We start from the raw sequence: 22,120 nt of genomic DNA on the forward strand, positions 1-22,120 counted from the left end.
CCACCAGGTCCCAGAGCTGGAACGCCACCACACGCCCCGGCGAGAGCCCGGTAGCGGCGTCATGCCGTCATGCCGTCATGCCGTCATGCCGTCATGCCGTCATGCGGTCATGCCGTCAGGGCGTCGCGAGGAACGCGCGTACGCCCGAGGAGACGCCGTCGTCGCCGAGCAGGGCGTTGTGGTCGAGGCAGCCGGCCGCGGTGTTGGCGGCCCCGGCGAGCAGCACGCTGCTGTCGGGGTTGATCACCTCGTCACAGTTCGACCAGAAGGTCGCGTACCGGGTGGCACCTGGGGTCTCGTCCGCCGCTGCCAGGTGCTTCTGGACATAGCTGCCGGGGGACATGTCCCGGCACGCCTGGTCCCAGGCGGCGCAGGCCCACGCCGTATACGTGCCGTGGTTGGGGCCGCCGAGCGAGACCATGTGAGCGACGTGCCGGCTTCCACCGCCGAAGGCGAGGTACCAGCGGGCCGGCAGACTGCCGAAGGAGTGCGCGACGACGTCGACCTGGTCCGCGCCCGAACGGGCCCGGACACCGTCCACGTACGCGGCGAACTGGCCGGCCAGCGTCTCGTTGACGGAGGCGTGCGTGTCATAGGACCAGCGGAAGACCTCCCCGTCGCCGTAACCCGATGCCTTGAGGTCGTCCGCCAGTGAGCCCCAGACCCCGGGGTCGGCGTTGTAACCGTGGACGAGGATGACGGGCCGGTGCGCGGCGGCCGGTGAGGCCGAGGGTGCCGCGCAGAGCAGACCGCTCAACGCGCCGAACAGGGCCAGCAGAACGGTGAGGGGACGGCGCATCTGAACCTCCGGCGTGAGGTGGGGGACGCTGAGACGACGCGGAGCCACCGGATAGTAGGGCTTCCGGGGACAGATGGACAGGGCACCGCTACCGGCGGTCTCTACGGCGGGAACGAGCCCACGGCCCCGGCTCCACGGCTGGTCATTGCCGCCCGGGCCGACCGCCCCGCGCCCGAGGTCCGCCTGCGTGCGCCCGCGTGTGTCCGTTTGCCGGCGCCCCGCATGTCCGCCGTGCCTCCGTTGCGATTCGGGCGCTATGGTATTTCCCGCCCAGCTACGCACCGGGCATTTTTTTGGGGGCACCATCAGCATGAATCGGCGGCGCGTGAACGGCGGCCGGGCGGGTTCGGGGGAGCGTCCGTCGCAGCGTCGCAACGGCTGGTTGACGGGGAGACGCGAGAGATCCTCGCGGTCCCGGCACGGTGGGCGCCCTCGTCGCGCCCACTCTCCAACCCGGTGCGTATCCACAGAAGAGAGGACCCTCAGGTCTGTGAAGAGTCGATCGCCCGCATCGGACGGGGCCAAGCGAGTTTCCTGTGTTCCCACGTCGTCCGGCATGGACAGGGGATGACTGTGCGGCAGCGGGCTGAAGATCCCACGGTGGGTGTCGACCACAAACTCGGGGCCGAGGAGGAGGCCGTCTACCGGCAGATCGCGCTCCACCGGCAGTTCGACCCGGCGGGGCTGGCAGCGGAACTGGCCCTGAGCGAGGGGCAGGTGACCGGCGCCGTCGACTCCCTCCTCCAACTGGGCCTGCTCCAGCGGGACACGGTGGGCCACGGAGTGCTCAGAGCGGTCGACCCGCACCTGGCGGCCGCGGTGGCCTCGGCGCCGGTGGAGCGGGCCATCCGCGAGCAGGAGATATCCTTACGGGCCCTGCGCGACCAGTTCGTCCAGCTCTCCGCGCACTACGAGGAAGGGCTGCGCGGCACCCCCGCCACCCTGGAGACCATCCCCGCTCTGAGCGAGGTACGGGCCGCCCTGGACCGGGCCGCCGAGATGTGCCGCGAGGAGATGATCACCGTCCAGCCCGGCGGCACACGCGCCCCCGAAGTGCTCAAGGACGCGCTGGCCAGAGACAGCGAGGTGCTCGCGCGCGGCGTACGGATCCGCACCCTGTACCACCACACCGCGCGCTTCAACAGCCCGAGCCAGGCCTACGTGGCGCTGGCCAGCGCCCTCGGCGCCGAGTACCGCACCGCTCACCAGCTCTGCGGACGGATGATCGTCTTCGACCGCACCCTGGCGTTCCTCCCCGACCACCGGGGAACGTGGGGGGCCGTCGCCATCCGTGAGCCGTCCGTCGTGCACTTCCTGTGTGAACTCTTCGAGCAGGCGTGGACGGAGGCGCAGCCTTTCTCCGACGCGGCCGCCGACGGACTGGAGGCCGTGGCCAAGGACCTGGACCGCACCATCCTCCGGCTGCTGGCCACCGGAAGGAAGGACGAGACGATCGCCCGCCGCCTCGGCATGTCACTGCGGACGACCCGCAAGCACATCGCGGACATCATGCAGACGCTCGGTGCGGAAAGCCGCTTCCAGGCCGGATTCGCCGTCGCCACACGGGGGTTGCTCAGCGACGAGGACCCGGCCGCCGAGGGTGAGGAACTCCAGAACTCCGACACGTGAACCGATGCCACGTCAAGAACCCTGCCCCTCAATCGGGTCGGTTCAGGACCAGCTCCATCAGGACCGTCGGGGTGTGCACATCGAGGAGGTCGTAGGCGTGGCCGCGGGGCACGAAGAGTGTCCCGCCCGCACGTAGGCGCAGGTCCACGGCATCCTTCGGAGGCCCTCCCGCGGCATCGGCGTCGCGCGTGACCCGGCACCGGCACGCGCCGTCGAGCACCGTCACCATGTACTCGGCCGCGCACGACGCCCGCCGGGCGGCGACCGCCCCGCAGGAAAGGAACCGGTAGGACGGACGGACCCGAAGGCCCAGCAGCTCGCCGAGCGCGGCTGCCAGCAGTTCGGCCTGCGGGCCGACGGCCCCGGGTTGTCGCGGCGGCCCGGTCGCGGGGGAGAGCCGCGGTCCGGGCGCGCGGAACCCGTCACCGGCCGGCCGACCGGACCGCGCGAGTCGTTGCAGTGCGGGCAACGTGCGCAGATCCTCGGGCCAGAACAGCGCCGGGCCCTTGTCCCCGTTCGTCGCGACGCACAGCGCGATCTCCCGCACGAACGAATCGAGCGGCTGATCCAGCCGTCGGGGCTCCGGCACAACTCTCCGATCTCGCGTCGGCCCGTCCCAGGCCGGGAAAACGCGGGCTCCGTCGAGTCGGCTGCCGCTTCCATCGCACTGCGTAGGGTTTCCACCGGTCCCGGCACCGGCCGACGGCGGTGTGACAGGCATTGTGACGTTCGCGCGTCCGTCCGCGTAGTCACGAGTTTCCGTGACACCGCGCGGATGCGCTGCCACCGGTCCGGCCGCCCGGCGAGGCCGACGGTCGGCCTCGCCGGGCGTGGTTCTTCTCGATTGGCATCGCGGTCATCCGCGGGCGGTGGGCGCGCACTCGCGGTCGCGCAACGGGGCCGGAGCGGAAAGAGTCAGCCGCCCGCGGTGGCGGTGTCCCCTCAGCTGGACGCCTTCGGGGGTTCGACGCTGCCCCAGCCACTGTCGGCCGGCGCGACGGCCGTACGCAGTTCGCCCGAAGCCACGGGGGGCTCGACACTGCCCCAGCCGCTGTCGTCGGTGGTCGCCGCGACGGTGACCGCGTGCAGGGCCGTGCCGTCCGCGACGGACACGGCGCCGAGGGCGAGCAGTGCGGCTGTGATCACTGCGGTGACGGGGCGTCTGACGTTCACTGGGACTCCTGTCGTGAGGTGGTGCGGAATCGCGGCGGGCGGGCTTTCGGTCCGCGGCCCCCGCTGACTCAAGGTTCTCCGGTGCGGGCCCCGCTCGCCATGGGATCAGGTGCTCACCAACCTGCCCGGCAGCAAAACGAACGGCCCGCAAAATGGGCGAAGGTTGAACAAAAGGGTTCTCCTCGGCCGGACTTCCGCCGACGCGACCGCCAGGTGTCCGGGCGTCCGGGTGTCTGACTTCCCGGGTGCCTGACTGCCCGGGTGCCTGACGGTCCCGAGGGTCGGACGGTTTCAGCGGGTCGGCCACTCGGCCTGCCAGACAGCGGCCGAGATGTGGCTCTTGAGGTCGTCCTCGTCGGTCTCCCGCGTCTCGCAGGCCATCTCGGGGACCGCGGACGGCGTCGTCGGATCCCCGCTCACGTAGTGGAACTCGTCCCTGACCGCCTTCAGGAACTCGTAGCCGTCCAGGAAGTCGAGACTGGTGGCGTACCGGTGGATGTCACCGGGGAACGGCGTGCCGGTCGAGGCGAAGTACCAGCGCAGGACTTCCTTGTCCGCCGCCTGGCCGGGGCCGGACGGGTCCGCGAGTCCGTGGGCCGCAAGGAAGTGCTTCTTCGCGCGGGCGCGGCGCACGACGCGCGCGTAGTCGGCGTCCGAGCGCAGCGCGCGGAGCAACGGCAGGTTCAGGGCGCCCCCGTAGGGGCGGTGGCCGCGTGCGAGGACCTCGTCCTCGACCAGGGAGGTGAAGCCGTCCTGCGTGTACTCGCGTTCGGCCAGCCAGCTCCGCCATGAGGCATCTGCAGTCAGGTGGTGGATCGTGCGGAACCGGGCCAGCGCTGCCGACGTCCTGGTCCGCGCGTCGCCGGGCGGTGTGCCCAGGCGGGACACGACGGTGCCGAGCGCGCCGCGGCGCAGGCGGAGATAGCGGGCGGGGCGCAGCCTGACCTCGTTGAGGATCGCGTCGACCCGCAGGAAGTCGCCGGCCCCGTCGTGGATCAGACCGTTGCTGTGCGAGCGCTCGACGAACGCGTTGCGCTGGAGGGGGAAGCGTGCCTCGGCCCCGGGGAACGTGCCGTGCTCGTCACGCATGACGGCGAGCATGGCGAGGGCGTCGCACTTCTTCTGGTCGACCGAGTGCTCCGCGACGAACGCCGAGAGCGCGTCGATCTCGTGCGCCGGCAGCCCGGCGGCGCGGCCTTCCGCGAGGGTCAGGCGCAGGTTGCGCCGCGAGTAGTACGTCGCCTTGGCGAGGTCCAGGAGGCGCTGCTCGGTGGCGTCGCCGATGACGTCCCGGGCACGCGCCTCGCGGAGCGTGGCCCGAATGTTCACCATCGCGTCGGAGAGTTGTACGTGGTCGTCCTCCCGGCCGGCGTGCGCGACGGTGACCTCGTCGTCGTCCTCGAGGACACCGCCCAGGTACTGCTCGAAGACCCGGCCGATGCCGCGCATGCCGAACGGGGCGAGTTCGACGGCGCGCAGCGCTCCCATGCTGGCGCTTCCGTAGACGGGGACACCGACGTGCAGCGCCTCCAGGATCTCCTTGTGCCAGACCGCGGGCACGTCGTGGAACCTCCCGTCGATGACGCCGATCGCCGTCGGCGCCTCCTGCACCAGTGCGGTGATGTGGCCCTGCTCGACCGGCGGCAGGTACACCACGTCCCAGTCCCGCGGGCGGTCCTCCTCGGCCAGGGTCGGACCCACGAAGACGTACGCTGTCATTGTCTGGCTCCTTGGTCGGTCACCGTGCTTGCCGCCGCTCACTCCATGGGGGCCAGCAGGCCCGGGACGAGCACCTTCATCACCGGGATCCCGATGTGCGTCCTGGTCAGGTCGACCACGACGATCTGCGACTGCCCCCTCTCGTGCAGCGCGTCCACGATCGTGAGCACGTCCTGCTCGAACGTGTCGTGCAGGTGGCTCGGCGTCTCGTGGAAGGCGCGCGTGCCGCCGGTCCCGCACATCTCCTTCCACCTGGCCGTGAGCCGCAGCCTGTCGCGCTGCGAGTCGTACACGTTGCGGGGCAGGTCGTCGCGGGCGCCGGAGATGAAGGTGAGCCGGGTCTGAGCGGCCTCCGTGAGGGCACGCAGAAGGGCGATCTCGCGGCGCAGGTGCGTACCCCAGCCGGTGTTGATCGGCAGCGGACTGAGCGAGGTCCCGGGGTCCTCACCGATCCCGCACTCGAACGTGGGGATGCCCAGGTCGGGTGTCAGGTCCCGGACCGCGACCCGAAGGCCCGCGGACAGGAAGACGTCGAGGACCTGTCGGCAGGCGGGATCGTCCACCGTGGCGAGGTCCACCGTGTTCCGCGGGGCGGCGGGCCGCACGGAGTCCCTGATGAACGTGTCGCGCTCGACCAGTTCGCACAGGGCGTGGGCCAGGGCCTCCATGGGGTGGTTGCCGGAGGCCAGCCCGTTGGAGTTCCCCCACGGCGGTACGGTGGCATGTCCGAGCAGGTCGAAGCCGTCACAGCGGAAGTCCATGGTGACGAGGTCGTGGGGGACCCAGACGGCGCCGCCGCCCGTCAAGTCGCGTCCCTCCAGCCACAGCCGCCTGCGGTCCCGGACGTCCTCGCTCTGGAAGAGTTCGTGCCGCTCCAGGTCCAGCACCCGCCCCAGCCGCGCCATCTCTCGAGGGGTGCCCAGACGCAGGGGCAGGGTCACGTTCTCCGCATGCCACCGCTCCAGGCTCTCCATCACACAGGACGCCCGCGCCGCGTCGAGGGTGAGGCCCTTGCCCTGGTGGACGGCGAGGGAACGCGAGTTGGGGCGGACCGACAGCACCACGGGTATGCCGAGCACGTCGAGCCCCGTCACGTTGGCGACCCGGGTCAGACCGATCTCGGCGAAATGGGGGCGGACCCTCTCGAAGGTCTCCCGCGGCGGCACCAGACGGTCCGTCCCGTGCCGGTGCCCCTTCGCCGTGGCCGCTGACTTGATCGTGTCCAGCGAAAGTTCCATCACGCTGATTCCTTAGTCAAGGGTGGGTTCCGGCGGTACGGGCGATGTCTGCGAGACGCATTTTTCCGGAGTCCGGCACGCGCCATAAGTACCGAATACTCGTGACGGCCGCTCTTGCCGACCGGAGCAATGAAACGGTGGAGCCGGTGCCAGGATGAGAGCGGCGCAAAAGATCCGGCGGCGGGTCACCGCGGAGAGAGCGGGGGCGCCGGAAGGGGAAAGGACCGCAGCCATGGACACCAGCTATGCCCAGCTCCACCTCGATCCCGAACTGAACCACAGCTCCGGCTATTTCAGGAATGACACCCTGTCCTTGGAACAGGCCCAGCGCGCCAAGACCGACGCGATCTTGTCCCGCTGCCGGATCGAGCCGGCCATGCGGGTCCTCGACGTCGGCTGCGGCTGGGGCGCGACCGCCAGAGCCGCGGCGCAGCGGTACGGAGCGCACTGCATCGGCATCACCTTGGACGAGGGGCAACTGGCCTACGCGCGCCGCCGGGACGCGGAGAGCGGCGGCCCGCGCGTGGATTTCCGGCTCAGCAGCTGGGAGGAGTTCGCCGAACCCGTCGATCGCATCGTCTGCGTCAACGCCTTCGAGAACTTCGAGGACAAGCGGGGCTTCCTTCCGCACTGCCGCACCCTGCTGCCGGTGGGAGGCGTCATGGTCATGCTGACGGTGACGGCCGACCGCCGGATGTTCCGCGTGCCGTCGAGGGCCGAGATCGAGGAACGCGCCCGGGAATCGGGATTCGATGTGCGCACGTCCGGCTCGCTGGCCGCCGACTACGCACGCACGCTCGACCTGTTCGTCCGGAACCTGAACGCCAACCGGACCGCGCTGCTTTCCCTGGTCGGTGAACGGCGACTGGACTGGCACCTGAATTACTACGCGAAATCCGCTGAATACCTCAGGTCGGGTCTGAACGACATGTTCGAGTTCACGTTCACCGCCCTCTGACACGGACCACCGCCGACGCCACCCACTACCGCGACAGCCGTGCCGCCACGCGTGTCAAGAGAACTCGTGATGGTGGCCCGGAAGCGGCCCTCTCTAGCATCGCCGCATGACTGTTCCCAGCCGAGAACTGACCCCCGACGACCTCGAACTCGTCGAATTCGCCCAGAAGATCGTCGACGCGCACTCCGACGGCGACGTCAGCGCCCACACCATGGCCGCAGCCGTCAGGGCCGCCGACGGGAAGGTGTACGGCGGGATCAACGTCTACCACTTCACCGGCGGCCCCTGCGCGGAACTCGTCGCGCTCGGCCACGCCCGGGCCTCCGGCGCCAGGGAGCTGTCCACGATCGTCGCGGTGGGCGACGCGGGCCGGGGACCCGTCGGCCCGTGCGGCAGGGACCGCCAGGTGCTCTTCGACTACCACCCCGGCATCCGGGTCCTCCTGCCCACCCCCGACGGCGTGCGAAGCGTGCGGATCGAGGACCTGCTGCCGCTCGCCGAACACGCCGGCCGCGCACAAGTCCTGAGCCGGCTCCGCAAGAATCGCCGGGCGCGGACCGAGTCGCCCTCGCCCACGGCGCGCGCCTGCCGGTGACCGCCCTCGCGAGGCGGGTCACCGGGTGCGCCACCACACGTCAGCCCGGCAAGCCGCCCCGGCCCTCGCCCAGCCACTCCGCGGTGGCCTCCTTCCCCACCCCCACGTCCTCGGTGAGCGAGGTCCCGAAGACCCGGTCGGTGTGCCCGCAGGCCCAGGCCACCGGCCGGGCGAGGCCGTGGGTGGCGATCGCGTCGCGGACCGCCGCGCGCTCACCGGCACCGAGCCGGCGCCACTCCCGCAGCACCTCCGCCACCTGGGACAGATTGGCGCCCTTCAGCCGGGCGAACCGGTCGACCCACCCCTCACGGAACAGGTGCAGGCACACGAACAGGAAGGAATGCGCGCCGGACAGCGCGGGCAGCGACACCCCGCCCGCGGGCAAGCTCCGCCGTCCGGCCAGGACCTCGTCCATCGGCACCTGCCACGTCGCGCCGTGCCAGGTCAGACTGTTGGCGACGTCCAGGACGACGACCGGCACCACCGGGTCCGGGCCGAGCCGGTGGAAGTGCGGCAAGTGGTCCGGTGACAACTGGTAGATGCGCAACTCGGCCCGGGACCGGGGCAGCAGGCGCCCCGAGACCGAGTCCCAGACCTGCTCCGCCACGTACCCGGCATCGACCAGCGCCGCACTCAGCCGGTCCCGGTCCCCGGGCCGGATCATCAGGTCGATGTCGTTGAACTGACGCACCGCGCGTCCGTCGTAGAGCCGGTCCTGGGCGACGACCCCCTTCGTCCAGGCAGCGGCGATCCCGGCCGCGGTGACCGACCGCGACACCCGGGCGGCCTCCGCCGTCAGCACGGCCGCCCGGTGGCGGGCGATCTGATGGAACGACAACAGCGGCACCCGCAGCTGGACGGGGAGCGAGCGGCGCAGCCCGTGCCGGTGCACATAGTCGGAGAGCGCCGCGCCGAGCTTGTGCCGCAGAGCGTGCTCGATCAGCCGCCCGTGATCGAAGTCCGGCCTGCGCAGCAGCTCGCCGACGTCGTCCGGCACCTGGGCGAGCCCCTGCCGCTCGGCCACCGCCAAAAGGACGGTCCGCTCGTCGCCTTCCAGCGCGGACGATCGCCGTGGACCGCCGGCCGCGGGGACCGGCGCGTGTGTCGATGAGGTGCTCACTCGTTCCTCCACGAGGACGGGGTGGCCGGCGCATGCTCCGCGGGCCCCTGACGGACGCTCTGACGAAAACCGTCGGCCGCGACGGCGACGGCGGACGGCGGCGCGGGATCACCGCAGGCACGGGCCTCGTCCCGGCAGGCGCTCTCCAGGGCCGCGCCGAGCAGCGAGGCCGTCGCGCCGTCACAGTGCCGTGCGGGGCTCCACCCCAGCCGCCGCACGGGCACGTCCGCGACGAGCCGCGCCAGTGCCCGGCGCGCGGCCGACGGATCCTCCCGGAAGGGCCGGGCGGCGAGCCAGTGCGTGCGGTACGCGGGGTCGGGCACGAGCAGATGGGGCTCGACCGCACCGAGCGGTGCGGCAGGACGGGTCGGCACCGGGCTGACGACGTCCCGCGCCTGCAGTTCGACGATCCCGTCGAGGGGAGCGGCGCTCAGGCAGCCGCCGCCCACCAGCGTGCGCACCTCTTTGTTGCTGAGCGACAGCTTTCCGGCGCTCCGGGAGCTCTCGCTGAGCGCCCCGGAGCGAGCCAGCTCCGCCAGCCAGTCCGGCCTGGAACGGCCCATGGCCGCCCCGCCCATCAGCCGGCCGGCGAGCCCCGACGCCGCCACCGCCCCGGCGCCGAGGCGGGTGGTGGACGGCAGGCCGACCATCCACCAGCCGTCCGGACCGCGCGCGCCGCCCGGCGGCAGCAGGAGCAGCCGGTCGGTGGCGACGACACGGCCGCCCGCCTCGGCCACCCGGACGGCCGACGAGGTCTTCCCGGCCCCGGCGTCGCCGGGCAGCATCACGGCCCGGCCGTCGGGCAGCACCGCGGCCCCGGCGTGGAACATCAGCGCCCCCCGCCGTACCAGATCCTCGCGGATCAGCTCACGCAGCAGCCGTCCCACGGCGACGGCGGCTCCGGCCACTGCCGTGCCGACCACCGTCCAGGAGACGAAGTCCTCGGTGAGCAGGACGTGATCCCACTCCTGCCCCTCGCCGGAGGCAAGCACCCGGCCCGCTCCCTCGCCCGGCCAGGTCTCGTACCACCACCCGGCGAACGACTCCACCGACGTGGACGGTCGTCCGGCGCCGGCCGAGCGGACGCGCGCGACGAGGCCGGGGTCGATGACCAGCGTCACGCGATGGTTTGTACGAGAACCGGGGGCCGCGTCCAGTACCTCGTGCTGCGCTTCGATCTCGGCGCGGACGCCGTCGAGGGCGGTGACCACCTCCAGCCGCAGGTCGAACCACGACACCGTGACAGGCGGAGTGGTGACCTCGGCGGGGACGGGTGGCCACGGGCGGCGCTCCGGCGCCGGGTACGGCACGTTCACAGCAGACCCACCTTCCGGTCGAGCAGCGCGAGGGAGCCGTTGGCCGTCAGCAGGCGGTCGTTGGCGTAGTTGAGGGCGGCCGACCGCAGGTCCCGGAAGGCACGCTCCAGGCGCAGCGGACTCTCGGCGCCGTAGCCGGCCGAGAGTCCGGCCAGCTGGACCATGCGGTCCACCGCGCTGAACGACAGCTCGGAGGCGGCGAGTTTCAGGGTGTTGAGCTGAATCTGCAGGGCGGGGGTGTCGAGGCTGCCACCGGCGGCACGCACCTCGTCGACCCGTTCCCGCATCCGTTCCAGATAGGCGCTGACCAGCTCCAGTTCGAGTCGTACGCGGGCGATGCGCTCGCGGACCAGCGGGGACGTCGTGTCGTGCGCGGAGCTGCCGCGCAGCCACCCCAGCAGTCCGCGCAGCGCACCACGCGCCGCGCCGAGCCAGCACGCGCTCCAGCCGAGATGGGCGAGCGGGATCATGCTGTCGGTCGCCACCCGGCGGAACCCGCCCGGAGCGCCGACGACCTGATCGGCCGGGACTTCGCCGCGCAGCCGCAGCGGTCCGCTGTCGGTACCGCGCATGCCCAGGGTGTTCCACCCGCCGGTGGACTCGACGGTCAGGGCCGACCGGTCGGCGTAGACGAGGGAGACGGAGTGCGGGCCCGCGTCCTGCGCCGCGCGCATGGTGACGAGGAAGCCGTCGGCCCGGCCGCCCCCGGTGACGACGGGGGCGGTCCGCTCCAGCCACAGACCGCTCTCCTCCGACGCGTCGTCGACGGTGCGGCGCAGTGGTTCGGCGGCGGTCAGCAAGTGCCCGCCGGTCACCGGCCCGGTGGTGACGGAGGCCAGGTACAGCTCCCCGCGGGCGACGGCGGGCAGAAGCCGGTCCCGCAGTCCGGAGCCGGCGTGCCGGACGAGGACATCGACCTGCTGGCAGTGCATCACCCAGATCATGGCGGTCGACAGGCAGCCCCCCGCGAGGGCCTGGGCGGTCTCCACCAGCCCCGCCAGGTCGCCGCCCATCCCCCCGTGCTCGGTGGGGACCAGAAAGCCGAGATACCCCGCGCGTCGCAACGCGTCCACGCTCTCCTCGGGGAACGCGGCCTCGCGGTCGGCCGCGTCCGCACGCTGGGCAAGGACCGCGACGAGCCGGGTGAGCGTGTCGGGCTCGTCGCTGCGAGACCGTGGGGAGGGGTGCGGGCGGCGCTCGCGAGGTGCCGCGGGACGCTGTGCCCCGCGCAGACCGGTCTCAGGCATTGACGTCAACTCCCGTTGTCTGCAGCGTCAGTTGTCGGGCCGCCACCACCGCGCATCCGTCCACCGTGATCTCGACGGGTGTCGGACGGCTGAGGAAGCCCAGCAGGCTCGCGGTCAGTCCGTAGGCGCCGGTGTTGGGCACGGCCAGCACCTGGCCTGGCCGCGGATCGGCCAGGTCGGCGGCCGGATTGAGCACGTCCAGAGGGGTGCAGAGCGGCCCGACGAGGCTCACCCGCTCCGCACGTGAGGGGGCGGGCGCGGTCGGCGGTCCGGCCTCCTCGGCGGGCACGACGGGAACCGGGACCGTCCGGGGAGCCATGAGACGGCCCAGGCCGGACATCCCGCCCAGGACGTTGACGCCCGCGTCGAGAACCACGAAGGTCCGGTCACCGGAGCGCTTGACGTCGACGACCGTGGTGAGCAACGTACCCGCGGCGGCGGTCACATGACGGCCCGTCTCGAAGGCGACCCCCGGTCGCCCCTCCAGGACGCTACCGGGGAAGTGCGCGTCGACAGCGGCCGCGAGAGTTCCCGCCAGTGCGGGAAAGCGCGGAAGAGGGCCCGGCCGCGCCATCGGAGCGGGGAAGCCCCCGCCGAGGTCGAGGAGTTCCGGCACGAAACCGGCGCTCCGGGCGACCTCGACCGAGGTGGCCAGCGCCTGCCGGAGCTCGACGGCCAGCGCGCGCGGGTCCTCCACGTTGGTGGCCGAGAAGGTGTGGGTGCCGACCGGCCGGGTGGGACCGGCCGGCGTGAACAGCGCCGCCAGCTCCTCCCGCGCCTGCCAGTCGGTGCCGAAGGTCGTCGGGCGTCCGGTCATCCGCAGCGAACCGCCACTGCTGCCGCGCGGCCCGTTTAGCCGGACCAGGTACTCCGCCCGCGTGCCGGTGTCCCGGCAGGCCCGGGCAAGCCGGTCGCGGTCGGCGAGCGACTCGACGGAGAAGTGCCGGACGCCCGCGTCGAGCGCGCCGCGCAGCTCACCGGGGGTCTTGCCCGGTCCCGTGTACAGGGCGTCCGCGCACCGGGCGCCGGCGCTGCGCACCGCCGCCAGCTCGCCCAGCGAGCTGATCTCGGTGCGCAGACCGCACCCGGCGAGCTCCCGGACGACCAGCGGGTGCGGATTGGCCTTCACCGAGTACAGCAGCGCGGCCCCGGCGGGCAGATCGGCGCGCAGAGCGTCGGCGGCCTCGCGCACGGCGGCCAGGTCGTAGACGTACGCGGGGGTGCCGAACCGCTGCGCCAGGGCGTGCAGCCCGGCGTGGTCCAGGCACGGCACGCCGCCGGTCAGGGCGGCCGTGTCAAAGCTCATCGCGCGGCCCCTTCCGGCGCGGGCAGTGCGGCCCGGTCGACCTTGCCGTGCGCGGTGCGCGGCAGGTCGGCGACGACGACGCACCGGTCGGGGGTGCGGGCGGCGCCGAGGCGCTCGCAGAGACCCCGCAACACCAGCTCCGGCGCGAGGTCGGTGACCGCCCACACGGTCAGGGTGCCGTCCGCGGCGGGCGGGACCGCCGCCGCGGCCCGCACACCGGGTATGTCGAGCATCGCCAGCTCCAGTTCTTGAGTGCCCATGCGCCAGCCGCGCCGCTTGAACAGGTCGTCGGCGCGCCCCGTGAAGTACAGCCGTCCGTCGGCGTCGAGCCGGCCGTGATCGCCGGTGAACACCGCCGGACCCGCGCCGTCCGGCGCCGGACGGAATCGCACGGCGCTCTGCTCCTCGGCCCTCCAGTAGCCGGCCATCACGTGAGGGCCCGCCGCCACGATCTCCCCGCTCTCACCGGGCGGCAGGGGCCTCCCGGAGGGGGCCACCACCCACACGCGGGTGCCGGGCAGGGCCCGGCCCACGGTCGCCGGGTGAGCCAGGTCCTCGTCGGGGTCGGCGACGGTGATCCGCTTGCACTCGCTCATGCCGTACATGCAGACCACCGCCGCTCCGGGGAAGGCGCCGCGCAGCCGGTGGACGTCCTGACCGATCAGCGCGGCACCGGTGTTGGTGAACAGCCGGACCGGCAGCGGACGCCGGTCGCGGGCCGCGAGCCGCGCCAGCATGGCCGCGTACGTGGGGACGACCGGCACGACGGTGGCGCCGGCCGCGCGCAGCGCCACCAGTTCGCGAGGCGAGGCGGAGCCGTCCGGCAGCACCAGTTCGGCTCCCGCCAGGGCACAGAGGAAGATCTGGTAGAGCCCGTAGTCGAAGGAGAGCGGGAGCCGGTTGAACACCACGTCGTCCGGGCGGTAGGCCAGCCGCCCGGAGACCGCCCGGGCGGCGAAGGCGACCGCCCGGTGCGGGCAGACGATGCCCTTCGGGCGCCCGGTGGAGCCGGAGGTGTACAGCAGCAGGGCCGTGCCGTCGGCCGGGACGGCCACCGGCTCGGCCACCGGTCCGTCCAGCAGCTGCGCCGGGGTGACCGCTCTCGCTCCCGCGCGCTCGGCCAGGGCGGTGAGTTCTGCGCGGTCCGACACGAGCACCCGGGGCTCGGCGTCGGTCAGCACCCAACCCAGTTCGAACGGCGAGGCGGAACCGCCCGCCGGTACGACGACGGCGCCGACGCGCAGCGCGCCGAAGAGCACCGCCGTGAACTGACGGCCGGGCGCCAGCACGACCAGCACCCGGTCGCCCGGAGCGACCCCCCGGGCCAGCAGGGCACCGGCGACGCGACGGCTCGCGGCCTGGAGCCCGCGCCAGGTCCAGCTGCCCGCGTCGTCGGTGACACCAGGCCGCTCCCCGAAGCGCCCGGCAGCGCCGTCGAGCAGCGCCACCACGTCAGGGACGGGCGCCTCGCCGATGCTCGCCGCCGCGGTGCCCGTGCACGCGCGCCGGGCGCCGGTGTGCGACGCCGTGGACCTCCCGTCCGCGGCCCTCACGAGGCCAGCTCCCGGTACGGGCCGTCGGCGGCCATGAGGTCGCGGTGCCGGCCGTGCTGCACGACCCGGCCCCTCTCCAGCACCACCACCTGGTCGGCGTCCTCCACCGCGGTCAGCCGGTGGGCGATCACCACCAGGGTGCAGTCCAGCGCGGTCAGCCGCCGGAACACCTCCCGCTCCACCACCGGATCGAGCGCGCTGGTCGCCTCGTCGAGGATGAGCAGCCGTGGTCTGCGCACCAGCGCACGCGCCAGCACCACCCGCTGCCGCTGGCCGCCGGAGAGCCCGCCGCCTCCCGGGGCGAGCAGAGTCTGGTACCCCATGGGCATGGCCGCCACGTCCTCGTGGATGCCCGCCACCCGGGCCGCTTCCTGCACGTCCGCGTCCGACACGTCGGTACCGCCCCAGGCGATGTTGTCGCGGATGCTGGCACCGAACAGCCGTGCGTCCTGCGCGACGAAGGCGATGGCGCGGCGGTAGCCGGCGGTGTCCACCGAGGCGAGGTCCTGACCTCCGGCGAGCACCCGCCCGGCGGTCGGGCCGTACAGACCGGCCAGCAGCAGCCCGCAGGTCGACTTGCCCGAGCCCGACGCCCCGATGAGCGTGGTGAAGCTGCCGCGCGGCACGTCGAACGAGACGTCGGCGAGCACCGGGGGACCGCCCTGGTAGGCGAAGGAGACGTTCTCGACGGTGAGTTCGCCCGCCACGCGGGGCCCGGCCGTGCCGGGCGGCCGCTCCGCCGGGGACTCCAGGATGTCGCTCAGCCGGGAGAGGGACGCGCCGAGCGCCGACGTCTGCAGGCAGACCTGGGCCAGGTTGGCGAGCGGCACCAGCAGCCCCATGGCCAGCACGCTGAAGCCCAGCACCCTGCCCTCGGAGATCCCGCCCTGCGAGATGCGGACCGAGCCGGCGACCAGGATGAGCAGCGGGGCACCGACCTGCAAGGCGATGCTCAGGCTCGACGCCAGAGCCGCCAGGCGCCGGCTGCGCAGCCGGGTGTTCAGCTCCTCGGCGAGGGTCTGGCTGAACCGTCGCCCGGCCACCGCTTCCAGACCGGCCGACTTCAGGGTGCCCATGCCCTCCAGCAGTTCGGTCAGTTCACCGTCCGCCCGCGCCTGCGCCTCCAGAGCGTCAGCGCCCGCGTACCCCTGGCGCCGCCAGAACAGGGCCACGAGCGTGACCTGGAGCAGCGCCAGCACGATGACGAAGGCGGCGAGCAGCGGATCGGCGATCAGCAGCAGGGCCATGTAGACGAGGATCAGCAGCCCGTCGAAGACACTGGCGAAGGCGGTGGCGGAGAGCGTCTGCCGCACGGTCGAGCTGGTCCGTACCCGCTGTTGCAGATCGCCCGGACTGCGACTGGCGAAGAATCCGTACGGCAGCGCGAACAGCCGGTGCACGATGCCGAGGGTCACCGTCTCGTCGACCAGCGTCTGGATGGCGAGGAACGCGGCGGAGCGGACGAACTGAAGGACGAAGTCGAGGCCGACGAGGCAGACGAGCCCGACGGCGAGGAACTCCAGGTGGCCGAAGGCGTGCCCGGGCGCCACGCTCTCCACCACGTAGTTCGTGGCCAGCGGGGTCGCGAGGTTGAAGCCGAGCAGCAGCAGCGAGCAGACGACGAAGGGCGTCCAGCGTCGTGTCGTGGGAAGGAACAGCCGCAGATAGCGCCAGGGCCGGGCGGTTCCCGCCGGGCGCTTCGGCCCCCGCCCCGCGGAGGGGTCCCGCAGCGGCGGGGTGAGGACCAGCGCCACCCCGGTGAACGAGTCCCCGACCTGGTCGAGCGGCAGCCGTCTGCGGCCGTGCTGCGGGTCGACGAGGTAGACCCACCGTCCGCTGACCCGCTCCAGGACCACGAAGTGGTCGAAGTTCCAGAACAGGACGGCGCCGGTGGGCAGATCGTGCAGCCGCTGCAACGGCACCCGCACGCCCCGCCCCTCGAACCCGTACCCGCGGGCGGCGTCCAGGAGCCGGCGGGCGGAGACACCGTCCCGGCCGGTGGCCGTGGCCTCCCGCAGCTCCCGTACCGGCACGTCGACGCCGTGCAGGGCCAGCACCATGGAGAGGCTGGCGGCACCGCAGTCGCTGGTCTGCGCCTGGAGCCGCACCGGCACGCGCCGCCGGTCGCGCGAGGGCAGCCACCTGCCGGTCAGCCGGCGCAACAGGAGCGGACGGCTCAGCAGCCGGCCGGTCTCCAGGGCCGGGCCCAACTCCCGGGAGCCGCCGCGTGCCTTGACCGCCTGCCGGCGGTAGCGCAGCGGGCCGGGACGGGACGGCGGGGCCGGTGCCTCGGCGTGCGCCGCGGGGGCGTCGTCGCCGCTCGGGGGCGACGACGAGCGGGAAGGGGAGGAGGGGGACATGGTCACGAGGGGTCTCCCGGGAAGACGGCCCACGGTGACGCGGAGCGGGCGACGGCGCCGAGCGCCGCGTTCAGGTCCGCCGTGAAGCGGTCCGCCTGCGCCACCGAGAACGCACGGGGGTCGAAACAGAGGACGAACGTCACACTCTGGTTGTATTCGTTGACGATGAAACTGATGCCGTCGCAGGTGTAGTTGACCTGCGGGGCGAACGCGTTGTGCGTGACACGCAGGCCGCCGGGACCGGCCTCCACGAAACGCTCCGAGTGCAGGGTGTAGCGGACGATGGCGCCGCGCAGTTCGTCGCCGTCCGCCCGGCCCGGCGCCTTGCGCGCCCGGCACAGGTCGGCGTACGCGATGTGCTGATGACGCATCGTCTGCATCAGTTCGGAGCCGATCCGGCGCAGCAGCGTCGTGAAATCGGCGGAGTGTTCGACGAGAATCGGCAGGCCCCGGGAGAATTTGCCCACGACGGTCCGTTCACCGGTGCTCCGCGAGTCCAGCGGAAGTGTCATCGCGAGACCGGGCCGCGTCGTGTGCAGGAAATAGATGCGGGCGAAATGGGCGAGCGCGAACTGGAAGAGCGTCACTTTGGCCTCCCGGCAGTTCCGCCGCAGGGATGCGACGGCCGGGCCCGGAACGAAGGAGAAACGCGTGATCGCCGCAGGTGCCGGGGCCTCGGAGGGGGCGTCGGCTCCGCTCGCGGCGTTCTCCGGCTCGTCCGACAGCGCGGCCATGGCCTCGAATTTGCGGGACCAGTAGCGGTGCTCGACCGTGGCGGAACGCCGGTCGTGTTTCTCGCGGGCCCGGCTGATCGCGGCGAGCAGCCCGTCCCCCTCACCGTCGCTCGCGTACTCCTGGTCCGCCAGCGCGGCGCCGTACGCCTCCCACAGCCGGGCGCGGACGAGGGAGCGGCTGGCGAGATCGGCGGTGAGCGTCGGCAGATCGACGGTGAGCGCGTGCAGCTGCTCGGAGTAGCGGAAGAGACGGAAGCGGAAGGGAGGCCGGCTCCTCAGGTCGAAGGGCTCCGCGAGCGCCCGGGCGCGGGCTCCGGCCAGGTACGTCGCGAACTGCTCCGGTGAGCGGGCCTTGATCCGGCGGGCGTCGAGCAGAGCATCGGGCGGGGGCGGGTCGGCGAGCCACTGCACGGGCCGGCCGTCGGGCGTCGTGCCCACGCGCAGCCGCAGCGCCTCATGCATGGTCACCAGCGCCGACAGGGCGCGATGCAGGGCCGGCACGTCCAGTGGGCCCTCGATCTGCTCGGCGAGCTGAACGACCTTCGTGGGCTGCTGCGTCTCCCGCAGCCGCCCGTACTCGTGTTCCTGCGCGTAGGAGAGCTCCGACACGCCGCCGGTTCGCTGCTGGGTCACTGGGCTGCCTTTCCGTACGTGTCCCGGGCGACGGCGGCCGGGGCGGGCGCGCCGCGCCCTCCCCGGCCACCGTGCTCACTCAACGGGTCTGCTCAGCGAGCTCAGATGCACCCGGCGGCGATGACGGGCGCCGTGCCGCCGACGATCTCGTCGAGCTCCTCGTCCGTGAGAGCATCGATTTCGACGGTCTCGAAGGAAACGTTCTCCATATGCCTACTCCTTTGTTGTGAAGGAATCCCCGATCGGTAATTCCGGGGCGCATGAAGAAAATATCAGCGCGGCGTCCGGGCCTTGCAGTCACGCGAGTTCGTGACACGCGGCCCGGAATGCGTGACTCATCGAGTGACTTTCGCGTCGCGCGCGAGAATGTCCCGCTTGGACCGCAGGCGACGCATTGCCTCGGCCCGGGAGATGGGGTGCGCGTCGTCCCATTCGATGGTGCGGCGCATCATTTCACGCAGCGTGGGATGGACCGTTTCGAGATAGCCGGGCTCGCGCATGAACTTCCACGAGGTCTGGCCGCCCACGGGCTCGTCCGCTGCCTGGAGGTTCATGTGGAGCGTCCGGCGCGGGCCGCCGTTCTCGCAGGAACCCCGGTGTACCGCGTGGTGGTTGAAGAAGAGGACGTCGCCCGCTTCGCACGGCACTCGCACCTCGCCCGGCAGCTCTCCGCTGCCCAGGCGGCCGATCTCCGCCCGTTCGGCGTCCGTGAGCGGCCTGCGGTGCGAGCCGGGCACCACCCGGAAGGCGTCGTCCGCGGTGAGGCAGACGTTGAACTGGACATGGGTGGGCCGGCCCGACGCCTCGTAGTGCTCGTGCTCCTCGTTGTCCTTGTGCCAGCACAGCTCGTAGTCCACCGTCTGGGGCGACCACAGCGCGTGCGCCGTCCAGAACCGCAGGCGCGGTCCGAGCACCTCCTGTACGAAGCCCAGCAGGCCCGGATGGGCGAGAACCTCCGCGAGCCTCTCGTCGTACAGCTCGGGCGTCATGATGTTGCTGACGCCCCACACGTCGATCGGGCCGGGCGGGCGCGAGCTGTAGCGCACGGCGTGCTTCTCGGGCCCGGCCAGGACGGTGGCCCGCAGCTCCTCCAGGGCGGACAGGGCCGGCGCCACCTCGGCGGGGGAGAACAGGCCGGGGACGCGGACGAATCCGTCCCGTCGGAAGGCGTCCGCCTGTGTACGGGTCATCGGCTCTGCTCCTTGTCCATCGTGCACACGAGAACCAGGTGCCGCGAGGTGGCGGTGCACGGCTCACCGGCGAATCCGCCGTAGCGTCGCCTCACCGTGAACCCGCCCTCGGTCAGCACCCGTTCGGCCTGCTCCAGGGTGAGCATCCGGCTGTGCCTGGTCACTCGCTCGACGTTCTCGACGCCGTCCTGGCGGTACTCCATCTCGTCCACCAGGACCTGGCTGACCGGGTCGTAGTGCCGGGCCCGGCGCACCGCGACGGTCCGGCCGTCGCGCGGGTCGTGGTACTGGTAGGCGGGGCGCCATCGGCCGTCCGCCTCGGTCGTCAGGGCGACCGCGGGGTTCACCAGGTCGAGGGCGAAGACGCCGTCGTCGGTGAGGTGTTCGCGCACCCGCGCCAGACACGCGGCGAGATCGCCGTCGTTCAGCAGGTGACTGACCGAGCTGCACGGCAGCAGGACCAGCCCGAAACGCCGGCCCAGGTCGAAGTCGCGCATGTCGGCCTCGCGCAGCTTCAGGCGCAGCCCGGGGGGCCGCTTGTGCTCGGCCTCGCGCAGCATGGCGGGGGCGACGTCGATGCCCGTGACGTCGTGTCCGTCCTTTGCCAGCGGGACACTGATCCGGCCGGTACCGGCGGCCAGTTCGAGGACGTCGGGGCCGTGCCTGCGGGCCAGATCGCGCCAGAACGGCACGTCATCGGCGTAGTCGGCGTAGCGCTGGTCGTACACCGCCCCGTCGTAGTACAGATTGTCGACCAGAGCGGCGGCCGGCACGGGGCTCGGCCGCCGTGCGCCCGGCGCGGACAGGAACCAGGCCAGCACCTGCTCGGAACCGGGGACGTCCAGGATCTTCTTGAGGTACTCCGCGCTCCCGGGCCTGCCGGGGTAGCGGTCGGGCAGCCCGATGCGGCGGAAGGGCACACCCCCGCCCGCCTCCGCGACCGTCTCGGCGACGGCGCTGCCCAGGCCGCCGATGACCGAGTGCTCCTCGAACGTGGCGACGGGGCGTCCCTCCGCGACGAGTTCGGCCACCCGGGCCGTGTCCAGCGGCTTGATGGAGGGCATGCTGACCAGCCGCACGGCGAAGCCCTTGCGGCGCCACTCGTCGACCCAGGCGACCGCCTGTTCCAGCACGTGGCCGGTGGCGATGAGGGTGCCGAGGTCGCCCTCACGCAGCACCGCGGAGCGGCCCAGCCGGATGCGGGTGCCCTGCGGATGCAGGACCGGCAGCACCGTGCTCTCCGTCGGCAGGCGGATGTAGGCGGGCCCCGGCAACCGGTCGACCTCGGCCAGCAGGTCGAGGAGTTCGGTGCGGTCACCCGGCGCGACCACGGTCATGTTCGGCAGGGCGCGCAGGACGGCGACGTCCTCGACGGAGATGTGGGCGTTGCCGTACATCGCCCGGCTGAAGCCGGCGCTGGTGCCGATCAGCCGCATCCGCGCGTTCGCGTGGGCCGCGTCCAGCCGGATCTGGTCGAACGGCCTGTACAGCAGAAAGGTGCTGATGTTGGACAGGTAGACGTTCTTGCCGGACTGGGCGAGCCCGGAGCCGATGGACACGGCGTTCTGCTCGGCCATCCCCACGTTGACGAAACGGTCCGGAAACCGCCGGGGGAAGGGGTCCGACTCGGACATGCTGTCCGCGGTGATGTAGTAGAGGTCCTTATCGACCGCGGCCCGGTCGGTGAGGAAACGCCCGAAGAGTGCGCTGACCCCCTCCTCCTCCACCGTCGTGGTGCGGGCCGCGGGCACCGCCGGGGCGCTCATCGCAACTCCCGCAGGGCTTGCGCGAGTTCGGGTCTGGTGATCCTGCGACCGTGCCAGGTCACGTCGTTCTCCATGAACGTCAGTCCTTTCCCCTTGACCGTGTGAGCGACCACGCAGCGAGGGCCCTGCCTGGGCCGCAGCAGCACCTCGGCGAGCGCGTCGCCGTCGTGTCCGTCCACGTCGTGGACGTCCCAGCCGAAGGCCGCGAACCGCTTGCCCGTGCCGGAGCGGGGCATCAGCGCGTCGGACGACGAGAACGCCTGGAAGCCGTTGTGGTCGACGATGAGCGTGAGGTTGTCCAGCCCCAGCGCGGGGGCCAGCGTCGCCGCCTCCCACACCTGGCCCTCCTGGCACTCGCCGTCACCGGCCAGGACGTACACCTGGTACGGCCGCTCCCTCGACTGCGCCGCCAGCGCCATGCCGATCCCCAGGGACAGGCTGCGCCCCATGGACGTGGTGGAGGCCTCGACGCCCGGCAGCAGTTCCGAGCGTTCCGTGACCGGGAACAGGCCGCCGTCGGCCTTGTAGGCGGACAGCCGCTCGGCGGGGAAGAACCCGCGGTCGGCGAGGACGGTGTAGAGCACCGCCGACGCGGTGCCCTTGCACACGAACCGGTCCCGGTCCGCCCAGTCGGGCCGGGCGGGGTCGACGTCGAGCACCTTCGAGTAGAGCGTGTGCACGATCTCCACCGCCGAGAGGTTCCCGCCGATGTGCGCGCTTTCGGCCCGCGCGACCATCTTGATCATCGAGCGCCGGATGTCCTGTGGAGTGATCACACCATTCC

18 protein-coding genes are annotated in these 22,120 nt (G+C 72.3%); 3 read left to right on the top strand and 15 right to left on the bottom strand.

Features of this window, described 5'->3' with window-relative positions; translation table 11 throughout:
- Positions 1 to 115 precede the first annotated feature (115 nt).
- A complete protein-coding gene (locus ACIBW6_RS32490; protein WP_399066046.1) occupies positions 116 to 799 on the bottom strand; it encodes an esterase/lipase family protein in 684 nt (227 codons plus the stop codon).
- A 600-nt stretch (positions 800 to 1,399) separates the two neighbouring features.
- Between ACIBW6_RS32490 and ACIBW6_RS32495 the strand changes: the two genes are divergently transcribed.
- Positions 1,400 to 2,428, top strand: coding sequence for a LuxR C-terminal-related transcriptional regulator (locus ACIBW6_RS32495; RefSeq protein ID WP_399066048.1), 1,029 nt, complete (start codon positions 1,400 to 1,402; stop codon positions 2,426 to 2,428).
- Between the two features lie 28 nt (positions 2,429 to 2,456).
- On the opposite strand, the gene ACIBW6_RS32500 is transcribed toward ACIBW6_RS32495, so the two are convergent.
- From ACIBW6_RS32500 to ACIBW6_RS32515, 4 genes are all read right to left on the bottom strand, one after another.
- Positions 2,457 to 2,975: a hypothetical protein gene (locus tag ACIBW6_RS32500; RefSeq protein ID WP_399066050.1), complete on the bottom strand. Its 519-nt coding sequence runs from the start codon at positions 2,973 to 2,975 to the stop codon at positions 2,457 to 2,459.
- Between the two features lie 395 nt (positions 2,976 to 3,370).
- Positions 3,371 to 3,601: a hypothetical protein gene (locus tag ACIBW6_RS32505; protein WP_399066052.1), complete on the bottom strand. Its 231-nt coding sequence runs from the start codon at positions 3,599 to 3,601 to the stop codon at positions 3,371 to 3,373.
- A 291-nt stretch (positions 3,602 to 3,892) separates the two neighbouring features.
- Positions 3,893 to 5,320, bottom strand: a complete 1,428-nt coding sequence (locus ACIBW6_RS32510) for a TfuA-like protein (RefSeq protein ID WP_399066054.1) — start codon at positions 5,318 to 5,320, stop codon at positions 3,893 to 3,895.
- Between the two features lie 38 nt (positions 5,321 to 5,358).
- On the bottom strand, positions 5,359 to 6,558 hold the full coding sequence (locus ACIBW6_RS32515; protein ID WP_399066056.1) for a YcaO-like family protein: 1,200 nt from the start codon (positions 6,556 to 6,558) through the stop codon (positions 5,359 to 5,361).
- Between the two features lie 232 nt (positions 6,559 to 6,790).
- Here ACIBW6_RS32515 and ACIBW6_RS32520 point away from each other — a divergent pair, with 232 nt between their 5' ends.
- Both ACIBW6_RS32520 and ACIBW6_RS32525 read left to right on the top strand, forming a co-directional pair.
- Positions 6,791 to 7,516, top strand: a complete 726-nt coding sequence (locus ACIBW6_RS32520; RefSeq protein WP_399066059.1) for a class I SAM-dependent methyltransferase — start codon at positions 6,791 to 6,793, stop codon at positions 7,514 to 7,516.
- Between the two features lie 106 nt (positions 7,517 to 7,622).
- Positions 7,623 to 8,111 carry a cytidine deaminase family protein gene (locus tag ACIBW6_RS32525; RefSeq protein WP_399066061.1) on the top strand — a complete coding sequence of 163 codons (489 nt, stop codon included), beginning with the start codon at positions 7,623 to 7,625 and terminating at the stop codon, positions 8,109 to 8,111.
- A gap of 40 nt (positions 8,112 to 8,151) precedes the next feature.
- Here ACIBW6_RS32525 and ACIBW6_RS32530 read toward each other — a convergent pair whose 3' ends face one another.
- The 10 genes from ACIBW6_RS32530 to ACIBW6_RS32575 all read right to left on the bottom strand — a co-directional run bounded on the left by ACIBW6_RS32530 (position 8,152) and on the right by ACIBW6_RS32575 (position 22,112).
- Positions 8,152 to 9,231 (bottom strand): nucleotidyltransferase family protein, encoded by a 1,080-nt coding sequence (locus tag ACIBW6_RS32530; protein ID WP_399066063.1) that lies wholly within the window; start codon positions 9,229 to 9,231, stop codon positions 8,152 to 8,154.
- Positions 9,228 to 10,547: a hypothetical protein gene (locus ACIBW6_RS32535; RefSeq protein ID WP_399066065.1), complete on the bottom strand. Its 1,320-nt coding sequence runs from the start codon at positions 10,545 to 10,547 to the stop codon at positions 9,228 to 9,230. Before ACIBW6_RS32535 ends, ACIBW6_RS32530 begins: the two co-directional genes overlap by 4 nt.
- The gene (locus ACIBW6_RS32540) at positions 10,544 to 11,794 is read right to left on the bottom strand and encodes an acyl-CoA dehydrogenase family protein (RefSeq protein WP_399066068.1); all 1,251 of its coding nucleotides are present in this window, start codon (positions 11,792 to 11,794) and stop codon (positions 10,544 to 10,546) included. Before ACIBW6_RS32540 ends, ACIBW6_RS32535 begins: the two co-directional genes overlap by 4 nt.
- On the bottom strand, positions 11,787 to 13,100 hold the full coding sequence (locus tag ACIBW6_RS32545) for a type III PLP-dependent enzyme (RefSeq protein WP_399066070.1): 1,314 nt from the start codon (positions 13,098 to 13,100) through the stop codon (positions 11,787 to 11,789). Before ACIBW6_RS32545 ends, ACIBW6_RS32540 begins: the two co-directional genes overlap by 8 nt.
- Positions 13,097 to 14,653 (bottom strand): class I adenylate-forming enzyme family protein, encoded by a 1,557-nt coding sequence (locus ACIBW6_RS32550; protein WP_399066072.1) that lies wholly within the window; start codon positions 14,651 to 14,653, stop codon positions 13,097 to 13,099. Before ACIBW6_RS32550 ends, ACIBW6_RS32545 begins: the two co-directional genes overlap by 4 nt.
- Positions 14,650 to 17,013 (bottom strand): peptidase domain-containing ABC transporter, encoded by a 2,364-nt coding sequence (locus ACIBW6_RS32555; protein WP_399066220.1) that lies wholly within the window; start codon positions 17,011 to 17,013, stop codon positions 14,650 to 14,652. Before ACIBW6_RS32555 ends, ACIBW6_RS32550 begins: the two co-directional genes overlap by 4 nt.
- Positions 17,014 to 17,015: 2 nt before the next feature.
- Positions 17,016 to 18,380 (bottom strand): condensation domain-containing protein, encoded by a 1,365-nt coding sequence (locus ACIBW6_RS32560; RefSeq protein WP_399066074.1) that lies wholly within the window; start codon positions 18,378 to 18,380, stop codon positions 17,016 to 17,018.
- Positions 18,381 to 18,715: 335 nt separating this feature from the next.
- Positions 18,716 to 19,570 carry a phytanoyl-CoA dioxygenase family protein gene (locus ACIBW6_RS32565; protein ID WP_399066076.1) on the bottom strand — a complete coding sequence of 285 codons (855 nt, stop codon included), beginning with the start codon at positions 19,568 to 19,570 and terminating at the stop codon, positions 18,716 to 18,718.
- Complete coding sequence (locus tag ACIBW6_RS32570; RefSeq protein ID WP_399066078.1) at positions 19,567 to 21,336, bottom strand: transketolase C-terminal domain-containing protein; 1,770 nt, start codon at positions 21,334 to 21,336, stop codon at positions 19,567 to 19,569. The genes ACIBW6_RS32565 and ACIBW6_RS32570 overlap by 4 nt, the downstream gene beginning before the upstream one ends.
- Complete coding sequence (locus tag ACIBW6_RS32575) at positions 21,333 to 22,112, bottom strand: transketolase (RefSeq protein ID WP_399066080.1); 780 nt, start codon at positions 22,110 to 22,112, stop codon at positions 21,333 to 21,335. Before ACIBW6_RS32575 ends, ACIBW6_RS32570 begins: the two co-directional genes overlap by 4 nt.
- Positions 22,113 to 22,120: the final 8 nt, after the last annotated feature.

Source organism: Streptomyces sp. NPDC049813 (genome assembly GCF_044465085.1).
In the GTDB taxonomy this organism is placed as follows: domain Bacteria; phylum Actinomycetota; class Actinomycetes; order Streptomycetales; family Streptomycetaceae; genus Streptomyces.

What these genes read in the sequence shown, in the direction of transcription:
- ACIBW6_RS32490 (WP_399066046.1), bottom strand. Translation starts at nt 799, where the DNA reads ATGCGCCGTCCCCTCACCGTTCTGCTGGCCCTGTTCGGCGCGTTGAGC.
- ACIBW6_RS32510 (WP_399066054.1), bottom strand. Translation starts at nt 5,320, where the DNA reads ATGACAGCGTACGTCTTCGTGGGTCCGACCCTGGCCGAGGAGGACCGC.
- ACIBW6_RS32515 (WP_399066056.1), bottom strand. Translation starts at nt 6,558, where the DNA reads ATGGAACTTTCGCTGGACACGATCAAGTCAGCGGCCACGGCGAAGGGG.
- ACIBW6_RS32520 (WP_399066059.1), top strand. Translation starts at nt 6,791, where the DNA reads ATGGACACCAGCTATGCCCAGCTCCACCTCGATCCCGAACTGAACCAC.
- ACIBW6_RS32525 (WP_399066061.1), top strand. Translation starts at nt 7,623, where the DNA reads ATGACTGTTCCCAGCCGAGAACTGACCCCCGACGACCTCGAACTCGTC.
- ACIBW6_RS32540 (WP_399066068.1), bottom strand. Translation starts at nt 11,794, where the DNA reads ATGCCTGAGACCGGTCTGCGCGGGGCACAGCGTCCCGCGGCACCTCGC.
- ACIBW6_RS32545 (WP_399066070.1), bottom strand. Translation starts at nt 13,100, where the DNA reads ATGAGCTTTGACACGGCCGCCCTGACCGGCGGCGTGCCGTGCCTGGAC.
- ACIBW6_RS32555 (WP_399066220.1), bottom strand. Translation starts at nt 17,013, where the DNA reads ATGTCCCCCTCCTCCCCTTCCCGCTCGTCGTCGCCCCCGAGCGGCGAC.
- ACIBW6_RS32565 (WP_399066076.1), bottom strand. Translation starts at nt 19,570, where the DNA reads ATGACCCGTACACAGGCGGACGCCTTCCGACGGGACGGATTCGTCCGC.
- ACIBW6_RS32570 (WP_399066078.1), bottom strand. Translation starts at nt 21,336, where the DNA reads ATGAGCGCCCCGGCGGTGCCCGCGGCCCGCACCACGACGGTGGAGGAG.